The following is a 20881-nucleotide window of genomic DNA, read 5'->3' on the forward strand; positions in this document are numbered from 1 at the left end:
ACGAACCGATGTCGCCAACCCAGACCATCGTGTGCACCGCGCTGCCCAACGGCGTCGGTGTCGCGGCGGGTGCGCCGGTGTTGAAGCTGTCCGTGCACATCGCGCCGCGGCTGAGCGGGGCCACCGACCTGTCCTCCTTCCCGGACTGGCAGAACTGGCCGCGAACCGCCATCTCGTTCCAGGTCAAGGTGAACGGCGCGACGCTGACCGCCACCGCCGACACATCCAAGCTCAGCGCCACGCTGTGGCCCAAGCTGTTCCCGGCCTCTACCAAGGTCGAGGACCACACCGGGCCGACCATCAACCCGGCCGACACGTACGTGCGGACGTACCCGGCGCGGCGGGTGCGGAACTTCGTGCGCGACCAGTACGCGTACATGGCGGCCAACAGCCCGACGTCGCATCCGACCCTGGGCGACTACTTCGACCAGGGCGGCGAGTTCGCCGCCCGGTTCCCGCAGCCGCTGAACTTCCTGCTGCACGACGTCTGGCTGGACCCCGTCACCAAGAAGGCGGCCATCGAGGACCTGCGCCTCGCGCTGGCGTTCGGCCACTTCTTCGACACCGGCCAGAACACCCTGCGCGCCAGGGTGAACGGCGCGCACCTGACCGACTACCAGACGAACTTCCTGCTGGCGGAGCTGTTCCACGACCGCAACCCGGCCAACAATCCCGGCGGCGGGTCCCAGACGATCACCTCGAAGTCGCTCGAGCAGCCGAAACTGGACTTCCACGCCGTGGTCGGCAGCCTCGGCCAGTACCCGGAGCTCATGCGTCGGCTGGGCCTGGTCCGGGACGTCACCGTGCCGCTGCCGAACCCGCTGCCGACCGGGATCGTGGACGTGCAGGTGATCCCCGGCTTCCAGCCGGCGATCACGCCCGTGACGAGGTGCGTGATCACCGCGACCTCGTTCCTCACGGCCCCGCGCGGCGACGCGCTGGCCGGCGGGTTGTTGCAGCTGGGCGGCCCCGACTTCGACGTCACGGAGATCGACCCGGACGGTGCCGCGGTGAAGATGCTGGCGTTCGCCGAGACGATGTCGCGCACCTCGCGCGGCGAGAACCGGAACGGCAAGCCCGCCGTCGACAGCCCGGACGAGCAGCCGCCGCCGTCGCTGGTCAGCAACGGCCTGTCCATCAACGACTCCGGCCGCGGCCGGCGGATCTACGACGCCATCACCAAGCAGGTCAACCTGGGCACCACCGGCGTCGTCTTCGCCGAGGACGTCACGCGCGGCGTGCGGATCGACGTCTGGGACACGGTGTCCAAGGCGTGGCACAGCCTCTGCCAGCGGCAGGGCAGCTACGCCTTCGCCGACACCACGGTGAACGCCGCAGACGAGGGCATCGTGACGTCCGCGCACACCACGCAGGCCGCCGACACCGCGAACGTGATGTACATGCACGAGACGATCGCCACCTGGCACGGCTACAGCCTGGTCGCGCCACGACCGGGCAAGGCGATCGCCGACGACGGCAGCCTGGTTCCCGGCGGCAGCACGGATCCCGGCGCCGACTTCAACCTGAAGGTGGCGTTCAAGGCCACTCCGGGCACGCTGCCCAAGCTCCGCTTCGGCCGCGGCTACCGGTTCCGGGCCCGGCTGGCCGACCTCGCCGGCAACGGCGTGCGGCTGGAGGACGTCAAAGACTTCACGGGAGCGACGGATCCCGTTGTCTACTACCGGTTCGAGCCGGTGCAGGCGCCGACGTTGTTGCTGCGCAAGGCCCGCACCGAGGGCGAGTCGACCGAGCGCCTGGTGATCCGCAGCAACTACAACGCGCCCTCGACCGACGGCTGCGAGCGGCACCTGGCGCCGGTGCGGATCGCCGAGCTCATGGCGGAGCAGCACGGCATGTTCGACGTGCCGGCGAACATCCTCAACCCCAGCGGCATGGACAAGCTCGCCTACGGACAGATCAAGCAGCGCGACACCGGCTCGTTCGCCACCGGCGGCGCGCCCGGCGCGTACGACATCCCGTACTACGACACGCCGCAGCTGACCGTGCCGTATCTGCCGGACGTGCTCAGCCGGGGCGCGGCGTTCGTCGGGCTGCCCGGCACCGCCGACGGCCAGGTGGTGACGAACGACTTCGGGCGCGGGCTGCTCGGCTGGCCGGACATCCTGCCGTTCCGGCTGCGGATCGAGGAGGGCACCGGCGCGCCGCAGCCCGGATTGGGCGTGCTGACGGTCCAGGTGCCCAAGGGCCGTCGGTACGAGGTCCGGTACAGCAGCCGCGTCAACGCCTCCGACCTGGCCCAGTTGGGGCAGTGGAACTGGCTGGCCAACGCCGTCGCGGACGGGAGCGTCGTGCTGCCGCCGGGTGCCACGATGGCGTCGATGCAGGACCTGGCCGTGAAGGGCCAGCTCTGGCTGCTCACGCCGTTCCGCACACTGACGCTGGTGCACGCGATCCGCCAGCCGCTGACGACGGCGGAGTTCGGCAAGCCGATCGCCGTGCGCAAGCAGGGGCAGACCACCGCGAACATCGTCGACCGGGTCGCCTTCGACCGGGCGAGCACCAGCAAGATCGACGTGCTGGCGTCCTGGCAGGAGGCGCTCGACGTGCCGGCCGATCCCGCGCCGCAGCACGTTCCCGGCGCCACGCAGGCGTTCGAGGTCGTCACCGTCGAGGACGACACCAGCGGCGATGTGCAGCCGCTGAACAATCAGCACGAGTTCCACGACACCAAGCACCGCATGGTCACCTACACCCCGGTCGCCACCACCCGGTTCGCCGAGTACTTCGTGCAGCGCACGACCGTCGAACTCGGTGGCACGGCAACGATTTCAACCGCCGGTATCGTGCCCGGAACGGATGTCGTCCGCGACACCACCACCAACGCGACCTACGTCCGTGACACGGACTACTCGGTCGACTATCTACACGGGACGGTCACAGCGATCACCATACCCGCCAACACTTCCGTCGAGGTCGCGTACGTCGTGCCGCCGATCACCCGCAACGGCACCGCGGTCACGGTCAACGTGCCCAGCTCCGCCCGGCCGGCCGCACCGCTGGTGGCGTACGTGGTGCCGACCTTCGGCTGGGAGCAGGAGAACTCGGCCACCGGCATCACGAGCACCCGGCGGGGCAACGGTTTGCGGGTGTTCCTGAACCGGCCGTGGTACTCCTCCGGCGACGGTGAGCAGCTCGGCGTGCTGACGATGAACCAGGCCGGCCCGGTGCCGGGCGACCTCCAGCGGTACGTGACGAACTGGGCGCAGGACCCGGCATGGGAGTCGACGGCCTTCACCCGGCCGCCGCTGGTCACCGACTTTCCGTTGGCGGCGCACACGAAGACCGGGCTCAAGCTCGCCGAGAGCGAGAAAGACCCGAACGTCACCGACACCGTCTCGGTCGCGCCGCACGACGTGTTCTACGACAACACGCGCCGGCTCTGGTACTGCGACATCACCCTCGCGCCGCCGGATCCGAGCCCGTACAGCCCGTTCATCCGGCTGGCGCTCGCCCGCTACCAGCCCAACTCGGTGGCCGACGTCGAGCTGTCGCAGGTGACGCAGGCGCAGTTCGCCCAGCTCAACCCGGACCGGGCGCTCAGCGTCGCGTACGTGGACGCCACCCGGATCGACGTCGCCGTCACGGGCATCTCGCCGAAGAACTCCACCGGCAACCGGGTGTTCGCGACCGTCCAGGTGGCGGATCCGGCGCTGCCCGGCGACGTGGCCTGGTCCGACGCCGCGCCGGCGGTCGAGCTGACGAACAGCGGCGCGCCCGGCCGCGCCCAGTGGCTGGGCCGGCTGACGCTGCCGGCGGCGCGCGGCAGTCGGCCGTTCCGGCTGGTGATCCAGGAGAACGAGCAGTTCAAGGACGGCGGCAGCCGGGTCGTCTACGTCGACGCGGTCCAACTCTGACGGGGAGCCCTCATGCACCGCTTGACCCTCATTGCGGTCGCCGCAGCGCTGGTCGCCGCCGCGCCGGCGGCCGCCGCGGCACCGCACAAGCCGGTCAAACCGGCGGCGACCGCCCAGGCCGCTGCCGCGCTGCCGACGGCCGGCAACGGCGTGTTCCAGGTCCGCATGCAGGACCGGCGTGGCCTGGGGCTGGGCACCTTCACCGTCACCAGGGGCGGTCAGGACGTGCTCTACAGCGGCGGCGGTCCCGGCACCAGCTTCATGATCGTCCGCGACCTGGCCGACCCCAAGAACCCGGTGGACTACGTGCAGGGCGAGTACCTCACGCAGGCCAACGAGGTCTCCATGGACGACTCCATCTCGTTCGTGTCGACGGTCAGCCCGACCGAGTTGAAGGTGACGTGGTTCCTGCCCGCCGGCACGCTCGTCGAGGACGTCGTCGTGCACGGCAGCACCGCCGCCGACTCCAGCGTCGAGGTCACCACTACGTTCACCGGCAGCGACCAGATCCAGGTGCAGTACCTGTGGGATCTGGCCGTGGGCAGGGACGACGGGCCGGTGGTGCAGAGCGAGCAGGCCGGCGGCACGTTCCGCCCGTTCGCGCAGTCGGCCACCAACGAGACCACCTTCACGGCCTTCGACAGCCTTTTCGCGTCGGACAACGACGGCAGTGCGACGTCGCCGACCATGGCGGTCGGGCTCACCGGCTCCGGCCCGAGCCGGATCACGCCGGTGCCGACCGTGCCGCTGGCGGCGAAGTACGTGTGCTGGCCGCAGGCCGTCGGCTCGCCGATCGGCTACTACCAGACGGATCCGACGATCGACGTCAGCACGTCGGCGTCCACCTGTACCGGGCCGTCCGGCAACGACTCCGCCGTCGCCTACCTGTTCGCGCCCGGCCAGTCGGCGGTGTCGGCGTCGGTGTTCAGCATCGCCCCGGACGCCACGTCGCTGAAGGTGGCGCCGGCCCGGCTGGTCAGCCCCGCCCTGAGCGCCACGCTCACCGACACCGTCTACAACCACCCGGTGCCCGGCCGGACCGTTGCCTTCAGCGCCAACGGCAAGGTCCTGTGCCAGGCCGTCACCGACGCCAACGGAGTCGCGGCGTGCGGCGGCACGGCCGAGGGCCTGGCCGCCGCACTGGGCTACTCGGGCGGCAGCGTCGGCGACCTGGTGTGGGCCGGGGCCAGCGCCCACAGCTGAGTCACGCGGCGGCGGAGAGGGGCTGCGCGACGTCCTCCAGGGACTTCTGCGCGGCCTCCACTCCGAACACCAGCTCGATCACGCCGCCGCCCATCATCATCGCCGCGCCCAGGTAGTAGCCGATGGCGACCATCGACGGGTCGCCGGTGCCGACGAGGTTGCCGAACAGGATGGGGCCGACGATGCCGCCGAGGCCGGTGCCCACGGAGTAGAACAGCGCGATCGCCATCGCCCTGATCTCCAGCGGGAACACCTCGGACACCGTCAGATAGGCGGCGCTCGACCCGGCCGAGGCGAGGAAGAACACCGTGCTCCAGGCGATCGTCAACGTCCAGGCGGACAACACGTTCTGTTGGAACAGCACGGCCGTCACGACGAGCAGCACGCCGGAGCCGAGGTAGCAGATGGCGATCATCGTGCGGCGGCCGACGGTGTCGAACAGCCGGCCGAGCACCAGCGGCCCGGCGAGGCTGCCGATGGCCAGCGGAATCAGGTACGTGCCGGCGGTCGCGCCCGGGACGTGGAAGAACGTGCCCAGCACCAACGCCTGGGTGAAGTACACGGCGTTGTAGAGGAAAGCCTGTCCGACGAACAGGCCGAGCCCGAGCAGCGTCCGGCGGGGATACGTTTGCAGCAAGGTCTTCGCCACCGCGCCGAAGCCGGTGCTGCCGCGCTCGTGCACCTCGATCGTGTCGTGGACGTCGTCCAGCTCCGTGCCGGTCTGCTCGGCGACCTGGTGCTCGATGTCCGCCACCAGTTCGTCGGCCTCACGCGCCCTCCCGTGCGTGAACAGCCACCGTGGGCTCTCGGGAACGTTGCGGCGCACCAGCAGAATCCCGACGCCGAGGATCGCGCCGAGCCCGAAAGCCAGCCGCCACCCCAGGTTCTCGGCGAACAGCGCCGGGTTGAGCAGCGCCAACGTCAGGGCCGCGCCGGCCGCCGCGCCCAGCCAGTACGAGCCGTTGACGATCAGGTCGATGCGGCCGCGGAGCCGGGCCGGCACCAGCTCGTCGATGGCGGAGTTGATCGCCGCGTACTCGCCGCCCACGCCCGCGCCGGTGAAGAACCGCATCGCGAGGAACCAGATCGGGGTGAAGGAGAACGCCGTCAGGACTGTCGCCACCAGGTAGAGGCCCAGCGTCACCAGGAACAGCTTCTTCCGGCCCAGGCGGTCGGTCAGGTACCCGAAGCCGAGCGAGCCCAGCACGGCCCCCACGACGTAGCAGGCGGCCGCGAAACCCACTCCTGCGTCGGACAGTTGCAGGCCGCTGGCCGGGTCCGTCAGCCGCTGCCCGAGCGCGCCGACGATCGTGACCTCGAGGCCGTCCAGGATCCACACCGTGCCCAGGCCGATCAGCACCGTCCAGTGCCACCGTGACCAGGGCAGCCGATCCATTCTCGCCGGTACGTCCGTGGTCGCCATGCCCACGGCTACCCACTCCGCACCGGGTTGAGTCGCCCGACGGCGGCCGGGGCGGTGCCCCGGCCGCCGTCACGTCAGCGCAGCGCGTTCGTCCTGCGGATGAACTCCTGCGCGTGCTCCCGCAGCGCGGCCGGGCCGCTCACCTGAGCGAACGAGCCGAACGACTGGGCCGCCGGGCTCTTCACCGGGCCGGGCACCGGGAACACCTCGGTCTCCCCGATCAGCGGCACGCCCGGGCAGGTGTTGCTGCCGGGCCGGGAGTTGTCGAGCAGGAAGACGTTCACCATGCCGTCGACGCAGGGGTTGGCCGTGAGGGCGTACTGCCCGTGGTACGGCGAGTCGTCGACGGAGATCAGGCTGACGCCCGGCGCGGCCTTCACCGCGGCGTGCGCCTGCTCGTAGCCCGTCTGCGGGTCGAACTCCCCCTGCACGACAAGGACGTTCTTCGCGACCGAGGCCGGCAGGGTCGGCAGCGTCTGGCGCGGGGCGTCCGACCAGAAGCCGCAGGTCTCGGAAATGCCGTACTGCCAGCCGAACAGCGGGTACTTCGGGCCTTGCCGGTCGCTCAGCCCCTTGTACCAGGCGGCGGACCTCGTCGGCTGGTCACCGCAGGCGACGGCGTAGCGGACGTCCTCCACCGCCACGTAGTCCGGCGGGATCACGGCCTTGACGTCCTGTGCGGTCACCGCGGCCGCCGGCTTGCCGAAGGTGGTCTGCGCCTGGGCGTCGAGCTGGCGCTGGAGCTCGCTCGACGCGGGCGTCGCCCCGCCCAGCGCCTTGATGCCGGCCTGGAAGATCTGGGTGGCCTGGAGCCAGGCGAACTTGCTGCCCATGCCGACCCAGACGTCGTCGTAGCGGTCCCCGCTGACGCCCTGCGACTTGTAGTAGGCGCGGACCTGCTCCCACTTCTGGCGCACCGCGTCCGGCGTCGCGCCGAACACGTCCGGCTGGGTGCGGGTCAGCCACGGCACGTAGACCTGGTCGAACTGGCGCTGGTCGATGACCGGGAAGTCCTCGAAGTCGGCCTCTAACCGGCCCTGCCAGTTCACGCTGGAGTCCAGCACGATCTTGCCGGCGCTGCCCGGGAACAGCGAGGCGTACTTGGCGCCGAGCCAGCTGCCGTAGGAGTAGCCGAGGTAGTTCAGCTTCGGCGCGCCCAGCAGCTGCCGGATCAGCTCCATGTCGTGCGCGGTCTGCCAGGTCGTCAGGAACGGCGACTCGGCCACGCTCTGGCACGCCTCCGCGACCGCGCGCGGGATCTGCTGGTGCTCGGCGATGCTCTTAGCCGAGCGGTCACGGGCGTCGAGCGGGTCCTGCGGCAGGCGGCCCGTCGGCACCTGGCAGGCGATCGGCGCGCCGGCCGCGGTGGTGTCGCCCTCGTGGCCGGTGCCGCGCGGGTCCATGCCGATGAAGTCGTAGCGCGCGCCGACGGTCGGCTCCAGCGCCGCCAGGATGCCGGCCAGTCCCGTGCCCTGGCCGCCGGGGCCGCCCGGGTTGATCAGGATCGGGCCCAGCGAGGCGCCGGAGGCCTTGACGCGGCTGATCGACACCTGCATGTCGACGCCCCCGGTCGGCGCCGCCCAGTCCCTCGGCACCGTCACCATCGCGCACTGGGCGTCCTTCGCGCCCGGTTCCGTCGGGAACGGGCAGGCGCCCCAGGTGAGCTGCTGGTTCTCGTAGCCGGCGAACGGATCGCCGGCGGCGGACGCGACGGCCGGCGCGCCGACCAGCGCCACCGACGCACACGTCACCGCGAGCGCCAATTTTCTTGCGTGCACGAGCACTCCCCTCAGATTGCAACGTTCGCGCCTGCCATGCTCGTGCGCGCGCAACCCTTGGCACACCAGCCATCCGTCGGTTACCACCCGGGATTTCCTCCGCCCCGAGTAGCACTCGAATCAGCCGAAAGTACGATTGCCCGCCCGAGCGCGACGTGCACGGGCGGCCCACAGCGGCGCTTCGCACCGGGCCGCGACGTCCTCTGCCTGCTGGAAGTGCGCGCCGGCGGCGGTGCGCCGGCCGAGCAGCCGCGCTGCCTCGCCCAGGATCTGTGCCATGGGCCCGAGCACCCACGCGCCGCACGCACCGCCGGCCAGACCTCCGCCGTACGGCAGGAGCTCGTCGTAGAGCGCCGCGACCTCGTCACGTTCGCCCAGGGCCACCGCGGCGAGCATGCGGTGGCCGATCCGCCTGCTCCACAGGAAGTTGCGGACCATCTCCGCAGGCGGGCGCCGGACCTCGCGCGCCTGCGCCCACCGACCCGCCGCGGCCAGCGCGATCGCCAGTCGCTCGCCCACCACGTGGCCCAGACCGTGTTGCACCCGCAGCTCGCCGACGGCGTCGGCGGCCCGCCCGCGAGTGAGCCACACGTCGGTGACGCCGAGCAGCCGGTACACCTCCGGCATGATGCCGTTGCAGTCCCGGATGACGTCGCCGGCCTCGGCGTAGTGGCGCTCGGCGTCGTCGAGCCGGCCGGCGATGTGCGCGAGCATGCCCTCGGCGAGGTGCACGTAGATCATCTGCGGCCGGAGGTGATAGCGCTCGGCCAGACTCCGGGCCGCCGACACGTGCTCCGCCGCCCGCTCGATCTCCAACCGCGTCGTGGCGGTCTGCGCCGCCAGGATGTGCGCGTGCGCCTCATACGTCACCAACTCGTGGCGGCGGGCCAGGCTCATCAGCTCGGTGTCGATCGCGGGCCGGTCGTCCGGGTAGAGGTCGGCGGCGCGGGTCTCGGCGACCATCGCCAGCGCGACACACAGCAGCTCGGGGTCGTCGGCGACCCGGGCCAGCGTCAACGCCTCGTCGGCGGCGGCGATCGCGCGGTCGATGTCGCCGCTGGTGTGATCGCGCGCCACCGTCGTCAGCAGACGGCACCGCGCGTCCACGGAGAGATCGCTCTGGCCGAGGAGCCGCTCGATGGCCCCCATCAGCCGCACATCCGGTCGCGCGTACGGGCGGACCACCCAGGACGTCGGGTGGTCCCAGTAGCCGATCGCGCTGGTGAGCAGGTCGTCGCGGCCGCTGCGTTCCGCGATGGCGAAGGCCTGCGCGCGGGCGTCGAGGGCGGCGGCGTTCTCGCCGGCGGCGTGGTACTCGCGGGTGAGCCGACCCAACAGGTCCACCCGGTCGGCGTCGGTGGTGTCGGGCGACAGGTCGAGGCAGCTCAGCGCTTGGCGGTACCAGTCGGCGGCGGTGTCGTGCGCGAAGTGGCGTGCGGCGTGCTCGGCCGCCGCGGCGGCGTGTCGCGCCGCGAGGCCGGCCGTTCGCGGCACCGCGGCCTGAACCTGGTGGTGCGCAACGGCCGCCACGTCGTCGGGATGCAGTTCGGCGACGGCGTCGGCGACCCGCGAATGCCATTGCCGACGCCGAAACGCCGGCACCTGCGCGTACAGCGCCTCCCGGACGAGAACGTGCGAGAAGCGGAGCCAGCCCGGCCTCGGCTCGGTCAACAAACCCGCGCCGACACCCGACTCCAGCCCGTGCAGAACCGTTTCCTCGTCCTGGACCGCCGCGCGCAGCAGCAGGTCGATGTCGACGGCCCGGCCGAGGATCGAGGCGAACCGGAGCGTCCCCACGACTTCCGCCGACAACAGGGCGAATCGGTGGCGGAGGATGTCCTGCACGCCGTCGGGTATCCGGTTCATCGCTTCGCCGCCGCTCAGCAGGCGGGCACATTCCTTGAGGTAGAAGGGATTTCCCTCGGTCCGGGTCAGCAACGCGGCCACGACGGTGTCGTCCTGCCGCTGTCCGCTGGCGGCGTCGACGATCATCCGCGCCGCGTCGGCGTCCACGCCACCGAGCTGGACCCGGTGCGGTGACCGGGCGGCCAGCACGGCGAGGGTGTGCGCGAGGGCGGCGCCGACCTCGTGCGGTCTGTACGTGGCGACGAGCAGCACCCGAACACGAGCCTGCACGACGCTGCGTATCAACGCGAGGGTCTCGACGTCGGCGCGGTGCAGGTCGTCGAAGGCGATCGCTGTCCGGCCATCCGTTCGCGCCAGCCAGTCGACCAGCGCGCGGTGCAGCCGGGACCTCGTCCCCGCCACGTCGCCGTCATCCAACAGCGGTGCGAGTTCCGCGGCCTGTGGCCCCGGGTCGTGCACCTTCGCCAGCTCGGCCAACGGCTGCCGCCAGGCCGCGCTCGGCAGGCTGCCCTCCGATTCCGGGCAGCGGCCGACCAGCACCAGCCAGCCCTGGGCGACGAGATCGTCCCGGAAACGCTCCAGCAGCGCCGACTTGCCACTGCCCGCGTCGCCCGCGACCAGCCCCGGCTCCATCGACCGGGCAGCGAGGTGCAGCGCCGCCAGCTCCTCCCGTCTACCGGCGAAAACCGTCGCCGCTCGGGTCGGCGGGTCGAGGGCGGGATCGGCCCGCAGGATCGCCAGGTGAAGCCCCTGCAACTGGTGGCCGGGGTCCACCCCGAGCTCGTCGGCGAGGTGTTCCTTCGTACGGCGGAACAACTCCAGCGCGTCGCCGGTCCGCCCGTCGAGGTGGAGCGCCCGCATCAGCTGCCCCACAAGCCTCTCCCGGTCCGGGTGCGTCCGCACGAGCATGGTCAGCTCGTCCACGACCTCGCGGTGGCGGGCCAACCGGAGCATGGCGTCGAAGCGGTCCTCCACCGCGGCGAGCCGGGACTCCTCCAGCCCCGCGTCGAGCCGTTTCCACAGGTCGTCCGGGGCGACGTCGGCAAGCGCCGGCCCGCGCCACAACGCGAGCGCCTCATCGAGCGTCGCGATCTTGACCGAGTCGGCGTCCGCGCCGCGGGCCTGTCGGAGCAAGTCCTGGAACCGGTGCACGTCCACCTGCCCCGGCTCCAGCCGCAGGACGTATCCGGGGCCCTGGGTGACGATCACGTCCCGGCCGGCGCCGGCCTCGTCGAAGGCCCGCCGCAGCTGCGACACGTGCACCCGGACCGCATGGGACGACCGCCTCGGGGGCTCGTCCGACCACACCAGGTCGACCAGCCGGTCCACCGTGACCAGCTTGTTGACCTGCCAGGCCAGGATCGCCAACACCAGGCGCTGCTGCCGCGAGCCCAGCGGGATCGGCGCGTCCCGGACGCGCGCCTCCACCGTGCCCAGCAGCCGCAGGTCCACTCGCTGCACGATACTCGGCTGTCCGGCGCAACTAGGCTGTTTCCCGTGCTGGAGACGCGCCTCGACGACACCAGGATCACGGCGGCCCGGTCGGTGATCGACCCGGTGTTCCTCGACACTCCCCTGTTCCCGTGCGACGCGCTGGACCTCGGCTGCGCGCTCAGCATCAAGCTGGAGACCGCGAACCCCGTGCGCAGCTTCAAGGGCCGCGGCACGGAGCTCGTCACTCACCTGCTCGCCGGTTCCGGTGTGGTGTGCGCGAGCGCCGGCAACCTCGGTCAGGCGCTGGCGTGGTCCGGTCGCAGGCGGGGCCTCGACGTCACGGTGGTCGCCTCCCGCTTCGCGCCGGCCGTCAAGCTCGATCGGATTCGCGCCCTGGACGCCGAGTTGGTGCTGGTCGACGGCGACTTCGAGCTGGCTCGCGACCGGGCCGTGGACATCTCGCGGGAGCGCGGCATCCGGCTGGTCGAGGACAGCCTGGACCTCGAGACGTGCGAGGGCGCGGCCACCATCGGCCTGGAGTTGGTGGACGCGCCCGTGGACGTCGTGCTGATCGCCCTCGGCGGCGGTGCGATGGCCACAGGCATCGGTCACGTGCTGAAGTCGCGGCGGCCGGACGTCGAGGTCGTCTGCGTGCAACCGCTCGGCGCGCCGGCGATGACCCGCTCCTGGCACTCGCGCCGCGTCGTCACCACCGAGTCGATGAACACCATCGCCGACGGCGTCGCCGGCCGGCGGCCCATCCCGGAGGTCTTGGCCGATCTGCTGGTCGTCGCCGACGACGCGCTGCTGGTGTCCGAGGAGTCGATCATCGCCGGGATGGGCCTGCTGCTCCGGCACGCCGGCCTGGTCGTCGAACCGTCGGCGGCGCTCGGCATCGCCGCGATCCTGGAGAACCGGCAGCGGTTCGCCGGCAAACGGGTGGCCACGATCATCTGCGGTTCCAACGTCGACCCGGAGGCGTACAAACGCTGGGTAGGGTGACCCGATCGCCGGAACCTGGGGGTGCGAATGGCGGCAACGCCGGAGTATCTGGAGCGAGTTCGGGACATCGATCCGAGCCGGCTGCTGATGAACACCCGCAGGGGCGAGCAGCTGGCGCCCTATGAGCCGAGGGACACCGACCGACTACTGGACCAACGGCTGGCCAAACCCGGCATCGTCGTGATCAGGCACGGTCACTCGTCGGGGGCGCGCCGCACGGCCTACGAGGCGCTGCTGCGCAACCTGCCGAACGCCTACCTCTCGATCGTGGATCCGCCTCCCGACGCCGACGGCGACGTGGTCCTGTGGCTGGACGGCACCTGGTTCGACGGCGGCCGGCCACTGTTCACCGACCTGGTGAGATGGGTGCAGACGGCGGCCCGGCGCTGGATCGTCGCGCTGGTGGGTGACGCGCGTGTCACGAGCAATCAGTGGGACGCCATCCTGGACGCGATGCACCCCCGCGTCGTCACGCACTCGGCGCAGGTTCGCAGCAAAGCCGACCCTCCAGCGCCGGCCGACGCCGAATCAGCCGAGCCGGAACCACCTCGCCCGATGCTGGGGCACGTCGCCGACTACCGGCCCGACACCGATCGCGGTGTCGACCGGCTCAACATCACCGCCGACGTCAACATGCTCGCCGATCTCGTCACGTCCCGGCTGGTGGAGCCGCCGCTGTCCATCGGCCTGTTCGGCAACTGGGGCGCGGGCAAGAGCTTCTTCATGCGGGAGATGCGGCACCGGATCGCACTGCTGGCGCGGTCGGCACGGGAGGCTGAGCAGGAGAGCGGTCGGGAGGCGTCGTCGTACTGCTCCTCGGTCCGACAAATCACCTTCAACGCCTGGCACTACTCCGAGTCCAACCTGTGGGCCAGCCTTGCCACGCACATCTTCGACAGCCTCGCGGCCGGCAGTTCCGACGACGACCTGCAACGCCGGGTCGACGAACTCGCGGCGTTGCGCGACAAGGAACAGTCGCTGCTCAAGCAGCTCAGCACGGTCCGCCTCGAACGCATGTTGTTGTCGGCGCAACAGGAACGCCGGGCCGGGCGCGGTGAGGCCCTGCGGGTCGGGGCGGCAGCGCTGGCGGAGCTGTCCGGGATCGACCGCGCGTGGGTGGCGACGCAGCTCGGTGTGGACGAGCCGACAATCGAGGACCTGCAACGGTTTGCCAAGGACGCCAAGGCGGCGCGGGTCGATGCCCGCAATGTTGTCCGTTGGGCGCTCCGGGATCCGATGATCGCGATCGTGCTGCTGGTCGGTCTCGCGGCGGTCGGCGTGCTGGCGGTCGCGGTCGGCCGGGTCGACTGGTCCTGGCTGGCCGGCGTCGGCGCCGTGCTGGCGGCCGCCGGCACGGCGGTGGTGCGGGCGACCGCGGCGATCGGCCGGATCCGCAAGGCCGCCAAGGAAACGCAGCCGTCTGCGAAGATCCGGGACCGCCTGGCCGAGCTGGACAAAGAGGCCGAGCGCCTCGAAGGGACCATCGCCGAGCTCGCGCCATATCACGACGTCGCCGCGTTCGCCGCAGCCCGCACCACCGGCGAGACCTATCAGGACGACTATCGGCGACACCTCGGCCTGATGTCGACGCTACGCCGCGACCTGGACACCTTCGCCGCGCTGCTGACCCAGGAGCGGGCGGACGGTGCGACCGGCGTAGAACGGATCGTGCTGTACATCGACGACCTGGACCGCTGCCCGCCGGGGATGGTGATCAAGGTGCTCGAGGCCGTTCACCTCATGCTGGCGCTACCGGTGTTCGTGGTGGTCGTAGGCGTGGACGCGCGCTGGCTGGTCCGGGCGATCCGCCGGCACTACGGCACTCTGATGGACGACAAGACCACCGACACCGCGTTCGCCACGCAGTACCTGGAGAAGATCTTCCAGATCCCGTTCCTGCTGTCCCCCATGGGCGACGCCGGATTCGCCGCGCTGATCAACGGTCTGACCGAGCCGGACGGCCTGGAGACCGAGATCGACAGCCTCATGCCGGCGGTGGCCGAGCAACAGTTCGAGTCTCCGACCACGGGACCGATCGTCGCAGCGGGGGAAATCTCAGAAGGTCCATTGCCTGCGCCAACGCCCACACCGATCCCGCCCACCTTGGAATTGAGGCCGGCGCGGCTGACCGTGTCCCGAGCGGAGCGGGAATTCTTGACCTCGCTGGCGCCACTGGTCCGCTCACCCCGTGGCGCGAAACGACTGGTGAACCTCTATCGCCTGCTTCGGGCCCGGCTCTCCGCGACAGAGCTGGTCGACTTCATCGGGTCGAACGACTACGAGGCCGTCCTCACCCTGCTCGCGGCAATGGTTGGCTATCCCCACGAGGCAACTCAACTGTTCGAAGTGATCCGGACCGCCGACGCGGACGACGAATGGAACGAGATCATCCCCAGACTGAACGACGCGTCCGAGTTGCAGTCGGCACTGTCAAGAAGGCGATTTTCTTGGACGGCCACGGCCACGGCAGCCAAGCCTTGGCTGTCGATCGTTAGCCGCTTCTCGTTCGGCGTCACCTGACCGTCATTCCCGCTCGACCTTGCGGAGCCCGTTCTCCGGCGTCCACCATTCGATGACGAGCAGCGTCGCCCCGGCGTTGAGGTGCGTGTGCACGACTTCCGACACCTCCACCCGGAAACGGTCGGAATCCTCGCCGCCGACGTGCACAGCCCGGCCGGCGATCTTCGCCTCGCCGGGCCATTTCGCCTCCTCGCCGTCCACCGGGTCGACGGTCGCGCTGTGCAGCGCGAACCGCGGATCGCGTTTCAGGTCGACGCCCTTGCGCGCGTTCGGCATCGAGCCGAAGAACAGGTCGCCGTCCTCGAAGACGGTCTCGATGCCGGAGATCCGCGGCGAGCCGTCGGCCCGCAGCGTGGCGATCGTCTTGTGCCGGTGCGCGTCGAACAGCGCCCGCACCCGCCGGGCGAACTCCGGCTCGGCCGCGTCCACGTCCTGCCACCGTGTCATCCGCAGATGATCGCACCGTTCGCCCGACCAGGTGGCGAGGTCCGCGGTGACCGGTATCGCCGTACGCCCGATCGAGTGACATGTCCGTTCGGGAACGTTCGTCGGATGATCGCGCGCCAGTCACGCGATCATGGCAACCAATCGGGCGTGCGGCTCGTACCAAGAGGCATGAGCACGTCTTCGCGCAGACGCCCCGGGGTACGGCTGGGCACCGTGGCAGCCGCCGCGGTCCTGGGCGCCGGGGCCGCCTGCGCCTTCACCGTGACCCATGCCCTGCCCGCGCCTCACCGTCCGGAGCCGTCCGAGCACACTGCGCCCAGCGCCACCGACAGCGAACGCCCACACGTGGTCAGCGCCACCACGACCACCACACCGCCGCCCCCGAAACCCATTCTTCCGTTCAACGTGAAATTGACGACGCCGGACATTCCGACGCCGGCCGGCGGCGTGCGCAGCGGCGCGTGCAGCGGTTCCCTCATCGCCCCGAATTGGGTGCTCACCGCCGGCCACTGCTTTCACGACATCAATGACGTCCGAATCGGCGGCGCGCCGCAATATCACATGACCGCGACCGTCGGAAAACTCAAGGACAGCGATCCCGGCGGCGAATCCGCGCAGGTCGTCGACGTCCGCCAGTCGCCGGTCAACGACCTCGCCGTGGTGCGCCTGGACAAGCCGATCACCGACATCGCCCCGCTGGCGCTGGCCGCCACGCCGCCCACCGTGGGCGAGGCGCTCCAGTTCGCCGGCTGGGGCTCGATCTCCCCCACCGTCGTCGCACCGTCGGACCACCTCAAGCGCGGTCAGTTCACCGTCGCCGCCATCCACGCCACCACCGTCGACGCCGAGTCCGTGGTGCCGCGCACCGTCGAGAACAGCCCCTGCCCCGACGACTCCGGCGGCCCATTCTTCGTCTCCCCCGACAACATGACCGGCACCGTCGTCGCCATCGTCGACAACGGACCGGCCTGTCCGCAGGCGGGTCTGGAGGTCATCGCCCGGGTCGACGTGGTCAACGGCTGGATCCACAAGCAGATCGACGCCACTCCGCAGTAGCGTGTCCACGTCCCCGGCAATGGAGGCAAATGGCGCGCGTACGGACCGTTCTGGCCGCACTTGCGGCAACGGCGTTGGTACCCGTCGGCCTGGCCGTTCCGGCGGCCGCCGCGGCGTGCGAGGTGGGCGTCACCGGCGCGGTGGCGACGCCGGCGGCCCACACCGTCGCGCAGCTGCGGGTCCTGCTCACGGTGACGGCACGCGACCACCGCACGGTGACTGTGGCGTTGGGCGAGCTGGACCCCAGCTTCGGCAACCACCTGGCGGTGCTGACCCTCGACCGCGGAGTCGACTTCGTCGTGCCGGGCGACCGCAGCCGGGCCCGCGAGCTCCACGACGTCACGGGCATCCGCGTCGCCGTGTCGGACGCCGCCGCACGGACAACCGCGCCGGGGTCGGTGCAGGTCGCTGCTGCTGTCGACGGTCGAGGACGGCACCGCGCTGACGCAGCCCCGGCTGGTCGCCGACGGCGACGTCAAGGGCGGCCGCTACGTCTCGGGCGTGGTCGCGCTGCAGGTCACGTGACCTGGTTCCGCACCCATTCGACGAGCGCGGCCCGGGACGTGATGCCGAGTCGCTTGTAACCGTTGCGCAGATGGGTTTCGACGGTTCGCTCGCTCAGGAACAGCCGGGCGGCGATGGCGGCGTTGGTCAGCCCCTCCCCGACCAGCCGCACGATCTCGGCCTCGCGCCTGGTGAGCGCGCCGAGGCCGTGCGTCCGCGCGAGGCGACGGGCGCGCTCCAGCCACGGCTTCGTGCCGGCGCGCTCGAAGACCACGAGGCAGTCGGCGATCGCGTCGGCAGTGGGATTGCGCTCGGCGTCTTCCAGACGTGCTTGCGCGGCCAGCAGAGGCGCGCCCATCGCGGCGAATTTGTCGGCGGCGCCGGCGAAACCGGCCAGCCGATCGGCGCAGGCGTCGACCAACGGCGCGGAGTGGCCGATGAGACGCATGAGCCCGGTGAGCTGGGCGGCGGTGTCGCCGTCGCCCACGGCTTGCGCGGCCTGGGCGGCGAAGAGCACGCGCGCACAGCCCAACAGCGGGTCCTCGAAGGCGGCGATGTCCCGCAGCGGCGGCGCGTCCTGCGGCCGGCCGCGGTGCAGGGCGATCGCCGTCGCGGCGAGCTCGCTGGCCTCGTCGAACGCGAACTCCGGCTCGTCGAGTTCGCGCAGCGACTCGCCCAGACGCTGCTCGGCCTCGTCGAGGCGGCCGAGTTCGGCCAGCAGGAACGCGGCGAAGGTGAGCTGTCGGGCGATCAGCCGGTGCAGCTCCTCGGCCCGCGCGTCGGCGATGCCGCCCTCGATCTCGGTCAACGCCCCGAGCGGATCGCCGGCGAAGTACCGGACCATCGCCAGCGCGAACCGCATCGAGCCACGCGCCGCCGGGAACTGCGACTCCGTCGCGGCGGCCGCGTGGTGGAGCGCCGCCGGCACGTCGCCCGTGAGCACGCAGACACCGGAGAGGATCCGCCGCGCGCCGTAGTCGAGCTCCGGCGCGTCGGCCCCGCAGCGCATGGCGTGCTCGTGCGCGGCCTCCAGTTCGCGCCGAGCCAGCGCGAAGTCGCCGTGGAGTACGGCCAGGTAACCGCGCGACTGCCGTGCGACCGACTGCGGTGCATCCGCGGGATCGCGGCCGCAGACGGCCGCCAACTGCTCGCTGAGCGAACGGATGTGGGCGAGGTCGCGGTGGCGCTGTGCCAGCGCCCAGCGCAGCAGGCCGACGTAGTCGCTCTGGTCCGCCGCGAGCAGCATCCCGTGCTCGGCGTGGGTGTCCGCCAGCGAGAAGTCGCCGCGCTCGGCCTCCAATGCCGCCAGCAGCATCAGGAACCGCGGCCGCCACTGCTGATCGTCGGCGCGACCGGCCGCCACCAGGCCCTCCGACCACGCCGTGGCGGCTTGCGTGGGACGACCGGCCTGCTGCTGCGCCAACCCGAGGTCGTGCAGGAGCTCCAGCCGCTGATCAGGGGCGGCGCGGTCCAGTGCAACCGTCAGGTATTCGACCGCCTCTGTGGTCGCGAACGCGTGCAGCGCGCGCCGCCCGGCCGCGGCGAGCACCTCGACGGCCTGCCGCGTGGGGACATGGTCGCCCGCACGCAGGTAGTGCGGCGCGACCGTGAGCACGTCATCAGGCATCGCGCCGGCCACCGCCGCGTGCAGGCGGGCACGCTCGTTGGCGCTCAGCTCCGCGTACGCGACCTCGGCGTACAGCGGGTGCGCCACGCGGTACCGCACGGCCGACCCGGTCACGTGCTCCGCGATCAGCATGTGGTCGCGCAGGCGCCGCAACGTCGTGTCGAGCGAGGCCTCGTGCTGCCACGCCTTGTGCAGCATGCTCAGCGACCCGTCGTCGCCGGCGACGGCGATCAGCTCCAGCAGCGTGCGCGCTGGTTCGTCGAGCTCGTGCAGCCGGTCCAGCACCACGTCCCGCACGATGTGCCACTGCGTCCGAGAGCCGCGCGGCGCCAGCGCGCTGATGAACAGCGGCACGCCATGACTTCTCGCGGTGACGTCGCTCAGCAGCTCCGGCGACGGCGGCGCGTCGAGTAGATTCCCCAGCATCTCAGCCACTTCGTCGTCGCTGAGCACGTCCAGCGCAAGCTCCCGACCCGTCGGCTGCCTGCGCACGCTGACCGCCAGATCCGCCAGTGCGCTGCCCGGCGCCGCCGTGCGGTGCGCGCCGATGACGAGCAGCCGTCGGTCCACTGTGTCGCGGCCCAGGTAGTGCAGCAGCTCGACGGTGCCACGATCCGCCCAGTGCAGGTCGTCGACCAGCAGCATCGTCGGCGCCTTGGCCGTCAGCCGCTCCATCAGCCGACGCACCGCCTCGAACATCCGGGTCCGCTCCAGCTCCGGATCCGACGCCGGCGACGGCGTCGGCAGCAGCGGATGCGGTATCAGCCGGCCGAGATCCGGCAGCCCGTCCAGCTCGGTGGCCAGCTCGGTTTCCGGCAGCGTGTCGAGGTGACGGCGCAGCGCCGCCACGATCGGCCCGTACGCCAGTCCCGTCTGCAATGGATCGGCCTGGCCGATCAGGGTCGTGAAGCCACGTCGTCGCGCCTCGTCGACCGCGTGCTCCCCCAGCCGCGTCTTGCCGATGCCGGCCTGCCCGGAGATCACCAGGACGCCACCGCGGCCGTCCGCCGCGGCCTCGACCGCGCCCGTGAGCGCCGCCAGCTCCGTCCGCCGTCCCACCAACTGTGTGTTCATCGGTGGCCACCCCCAGTCACACCCTAGGGGTCAGTCTGCCCCATGGGCCTGTCCGGCCCGTACCGGCCGTGCGCTGCTGGCGGTGGTCAACATGACGGCGAGACCTCCGGTGACGGCCGTGCCGCCGATGACCACCGCGACGGCGGCGGCGACCCCCAGGGCGGACGCGAAGGCGGCGCCGACGACGATCGCGGCGATGCCGGCCAGTGCGACGAGGCCCGACCAGAGGAAAGGCCGCGGCGGACGCTGCGGCCGGTGGTCGCCGGTCGGCACGGCGAACAGGCGGACGAGTTGGGTCAGCGCGACATCGCCGGCCAGTGAGTGGTCCAGCCGGGCCAGGCGCCGTCGCTGCCGGATGGACAGGCCTTTGCTCATGACTACCAGTGCTCCTTTCCCGCCACTACGGCTGCCCGGCCAGCGACCCGCGAAACGCGTCACTCCGGCTGGTGCAGGCCCACGGTGACGCCGGCGGCCAGCACGCCGGCGTTGGGCAGCAGCAGCGTGCCGTTGTCGGCGGCGAGCGTCACGTAGGTCAGGCCCAGCGCCCGCACCCGGCCGGTGAACGGCCCGTTCAGCGCGCCGGACCGCACCTCGATGGTGTCGCCGACGCGAAACGGCCGCACCAGCAGGATCATCAGGCCGGCGAACACGTTGCCCAGGGTCTGCTGGGCGGCGATGCCGACCACGACGCCGGTCAGCGCCCCGCCGACGATCAGCTGCTGCAAGGGGATCGCCAGCAGGCTCAAGGCGCTCAGCACGACCACGCAGTAGCCGGCGGCCGAGATGACCACGGCCAGCACCGAGCCGGCCGAACCGAGGCCGCGGCGGCGAAACCGGGCGTCGACGTAGCCGGCGATGCGGCGCACCGAGAGCACGCCGCCGATCAGGAACAACAGGGTGCCGGCCAGCGAGACGGCCTTCAGCAGCACCTTGTCCTGGGTCGGGACGAGCCCGGAGTCCTGGGCGTTCACCACGATCAACCCCGCGATCGCGACCACCACCCACAGCAGCGGCCGGCGCAGGCGGACAGCTTTCTCCACCGTTGCGGTCATGAAGATCGCCTACCCGGGTG

General features: G+C 71.3%; 13 protein-coding genes. 6 read left to right on the forward strand and 7 right to left on the reverse strand.

The genetic code is table 11. The annotated features are described in order from the left end of the window. Positions 1-8 precede the first annotated feature (8 nt). Both BCF44_RS35060 and BCF44_RS35065 read left to right on the forward strand, forming a co-directional pair. Positions 9-3875: a hypothetical protein gene (locus BCF44_RS35060; protein ID WP_116178726.1), complete on the forward strand. Its 3867-nt coding sequence runs from the start codon at positions 9-11 to the stop codon at positions 3873-3875. 12 nt (positions 3876-3887) lie between these two features. Next, positions 3888-5078, forward strand: a complete 1191-nt coding sequence (locus tag BCF44_RS35065) for a hypothetical protein (protein ID WP_116178727.1) — start codon at positions 3888-3890, stop codon at positions 5076-5078. Between the two features lies 1 nt (position 5079). Here BCF44_RS35065 and BCF44_RS35070 read toward each other — a convergent pair whose 3' ends face one another. The 3 genes from BCF44_RS35070 to BCF44_RS35080 all read right to left on the reverse strand — a co-directional run bounded on the left by BCF44_RS35070 (position 5080) and on the right by BCF44_RS35080 (position 11597). After that, positions 5080-6501: an MFS transporter gene (locus tag BCF44_RS35070; protein WP_211353348.1), complete on the reverse strand. Its 1422-nt coding sequence runs from the start codon at positions 6499-6501 to the stop codon at positions 5080-5082. Positions 6502-6575: 74 nt separating this feature from the next. Then, positions 6576-8279 carry an alpha/beta fold hydrolase gene (locus BCF44_RS35075; protein WP_246015930.1) on the reverse strand — a complete coding sequence of 568 codons (1704 nt, stop codon included), beginning with the start codon at positions 8277-8279 and terminating at the stop codon, positions 6576-6578. Between the two features lie 120 nt (positions 8280-8399). After that, positions 8400-11597, reverse strand: coding sequence for an ATP-binding protein (locus tag BCF44_RS35080; RefSeq protein ID WP_170217906.1), 3198 nt, complete (start codon positions 11595-11597; stop codon positions 8400-8402). 45 nt (positions 11598-11642) lie between these two features. On the opposite strand from BCF44_RS35080, the gene BCF44_RS35085 reads away from it, so the two are divergent. Then, positions 11643-12581, forward strand: coding sequence for a threonine ammonia-lyase (locus tag BCF44_RS35085; RefSeq protein ID WP_116178841.1), 939 nt, complete (start codon positions 11643-11645; stop codon positions 12579-12581). A gap of 27 nt (positions 12582-12608) precedes the next feature. Next, positions 12609-15101: a P-loop NTPase fold protein gene (locus BCF44_RS35090; RefSeq protein ID WP_116178731.1), complete on the forward strand. Its 2493-nt coding sequence runs from the start codon at positions 12609-12611 to the stop codon at positions 15099-15101. 3 nt (positions 15102-15104) lie between these two features. Here BCF44_RS35090 and BCF44_RS35095 read toward each other — a convergent pair whose 3' ends face one another. Next, entirely contained in the window at positions 15105-15548 is a 444-nt protein-coding gene (locus BCF44_RS35095) for a pyridoxamine 5'-phosphate oxidase family protein (protein ID WP_116178732.1), read from the reverse strand. A 168-nt stretch (positions 15549-15716) separates the two neighbouring features. Between BCF44_RS35095 and BCF44_RS35100 the strand changes: the two genes are divergently transcribed. Further along, positions 15717-16604, forward strand: coding sequence for a S1 family peptidase (locus BCF44_RS35100; RefSeq protein WP_116178733.1), 888 nt, complete (start codon positions 15717-15719; stop codon positions 16602-16604). A 29-nt stretch (positions 16605-16633) separates the two neighbouring features. Next, positions 16634-17188: a hypothetical protein gene (locus tag BCF44_RS35105; RefSeq protein WP_116178734.1), complete on the forward strand. Its 555-nt coding sequence runs from the start codon at positions 16634-16636 to the stop codon at positions 17186-17188. Here BCF44_RS35105 and BCF44_RS35110 read toward each other — a convergent pair. Genes BCF44_RS35110 through BCF44_RS35120 form a run of 3 tightly spaced genes read right to left on the reverse strand, consistent with a single transcriptional unit; the run spans position 17122 to position 20861 of the window. Continuing rightward, positions 17122-19809, reverse strand: coding sequence for an ATP-binding protein (locus BCF44_RS35110; protein WP_116178735.1), 2688 nt, complete (start codon positions 19807-19809; stop codon positions 17122-17124). The genes BCF44_RS35105 and BCF44_RS35110 overlap by 67 nt on opposite strands. Before the next feature lie 30 nt (positions 19810-19839). Further along, on the reverse strand, positions 19840-20184 hold the full coding sequence (locus BCF44_RS35115) for a DUF3040 domain-containing protein (protein ID WP_116178736.1): 345 nt from the start codon (positions 20182-20184) through the stop codon (positions 19840-19842). Positions 20185-20243: 59 nt separating this feature from the next. After that, positions 20244-20861, reverse strand: coding sequence for a mechanosensitive ion channel domain-containing protein (locus tag BCF44_RS35120; protein ID WP_116178737.1), 618 nt, complete (start codon positions 20859-20861; stop codon positions 20244-20246). Between the last annotated feature and the right edge of the window lie 20 nt (positions 20862-20881).

The organism is Kutzneria buriramensis, from assembly GCF_003387475.1.
Lineage (GTDB): Bacteria > Actinomycetota > Actinomycetes > Mycobacteriales > Pseudonocardiaceae > Kutzneria > Kutzneria buriramensis.

Excerpts from the sequence above, each read along its gene's own strand:
- BCF44_RS35070 (WP_211353348.1), bottom strand. The coding sequence starts at position 6,501 with ATGGCGACCACGGACGTACCGGCGAGAATGGATCGGCTGCCCTGGTCA.
- BCF44_RS35060 (WP_116178726.1), top strand. The coding sequence starts at position 9 with ATGTCGCCAACCCAGACCATCGTGTGCACCGCGCTGCCCAACGGCGTC.
- BCF44_RS35120 (WP_116178737.1), bottom strand. The coding sequence starts at position 20,861 with ATGACCGCAACGGTGGAGAAAGCTGTCCGCCTGCGCCGGCCGCTGCTG.
- BCF44_RS35100 (WP_116178733.1), top strand. The coding sequence starts at position 15,717 with ATGAGCACGTCTTCGCGCAGACGCCCCGGGGTACGGCTGGGCACCGTG.
- BCF44_RS35065 (WP_116178727.1), top strand. The coding sequence starts at position 3,888 with ATGCACCGCTTGACCCTCATTGCGGTCGCCGCAGCGCTGGTCGCCGCC.
- BCF44_RS35115 (WP_116178736.1), bottom strand. The coding sequence starts at position 20,184 with ATGAGCAAAGGCCTGTCCATCCGGCAGCGACGGCGCCTGGCCCGGCTG.
- BCF44_RS35090 (WP_116178731.1), top strand. The coding sequence starts at position 12,609 with ATGGCGGCAACGCCGGAGTATCTGGAGCGAGTTCGGGACATCGATCCG.
- BCF44_RS35105 (WP_116178734.1), top strand. The coding sequence starts at position 16,634 with ATGGCGCGCGTACGGACCGTTCTGGCCGCACTTGCGGCAACGGCGTTG.
- BCF44_RS35110 (WP_116178735.1), bottom strand. The coding sequence starts at position 19,809 with ATGAACACACAGTTGGTGGGACGGCGGACGGAGCTGGCGGCGCTCACG.
- BCF44_RS35095 (WP_116178732.1), bottom strand. The coding sequence starts at position 15,548 with ATGACACGGTGGCAGGACGTGGACGCGGCCGAGCCGGAGTTCGCCCGG.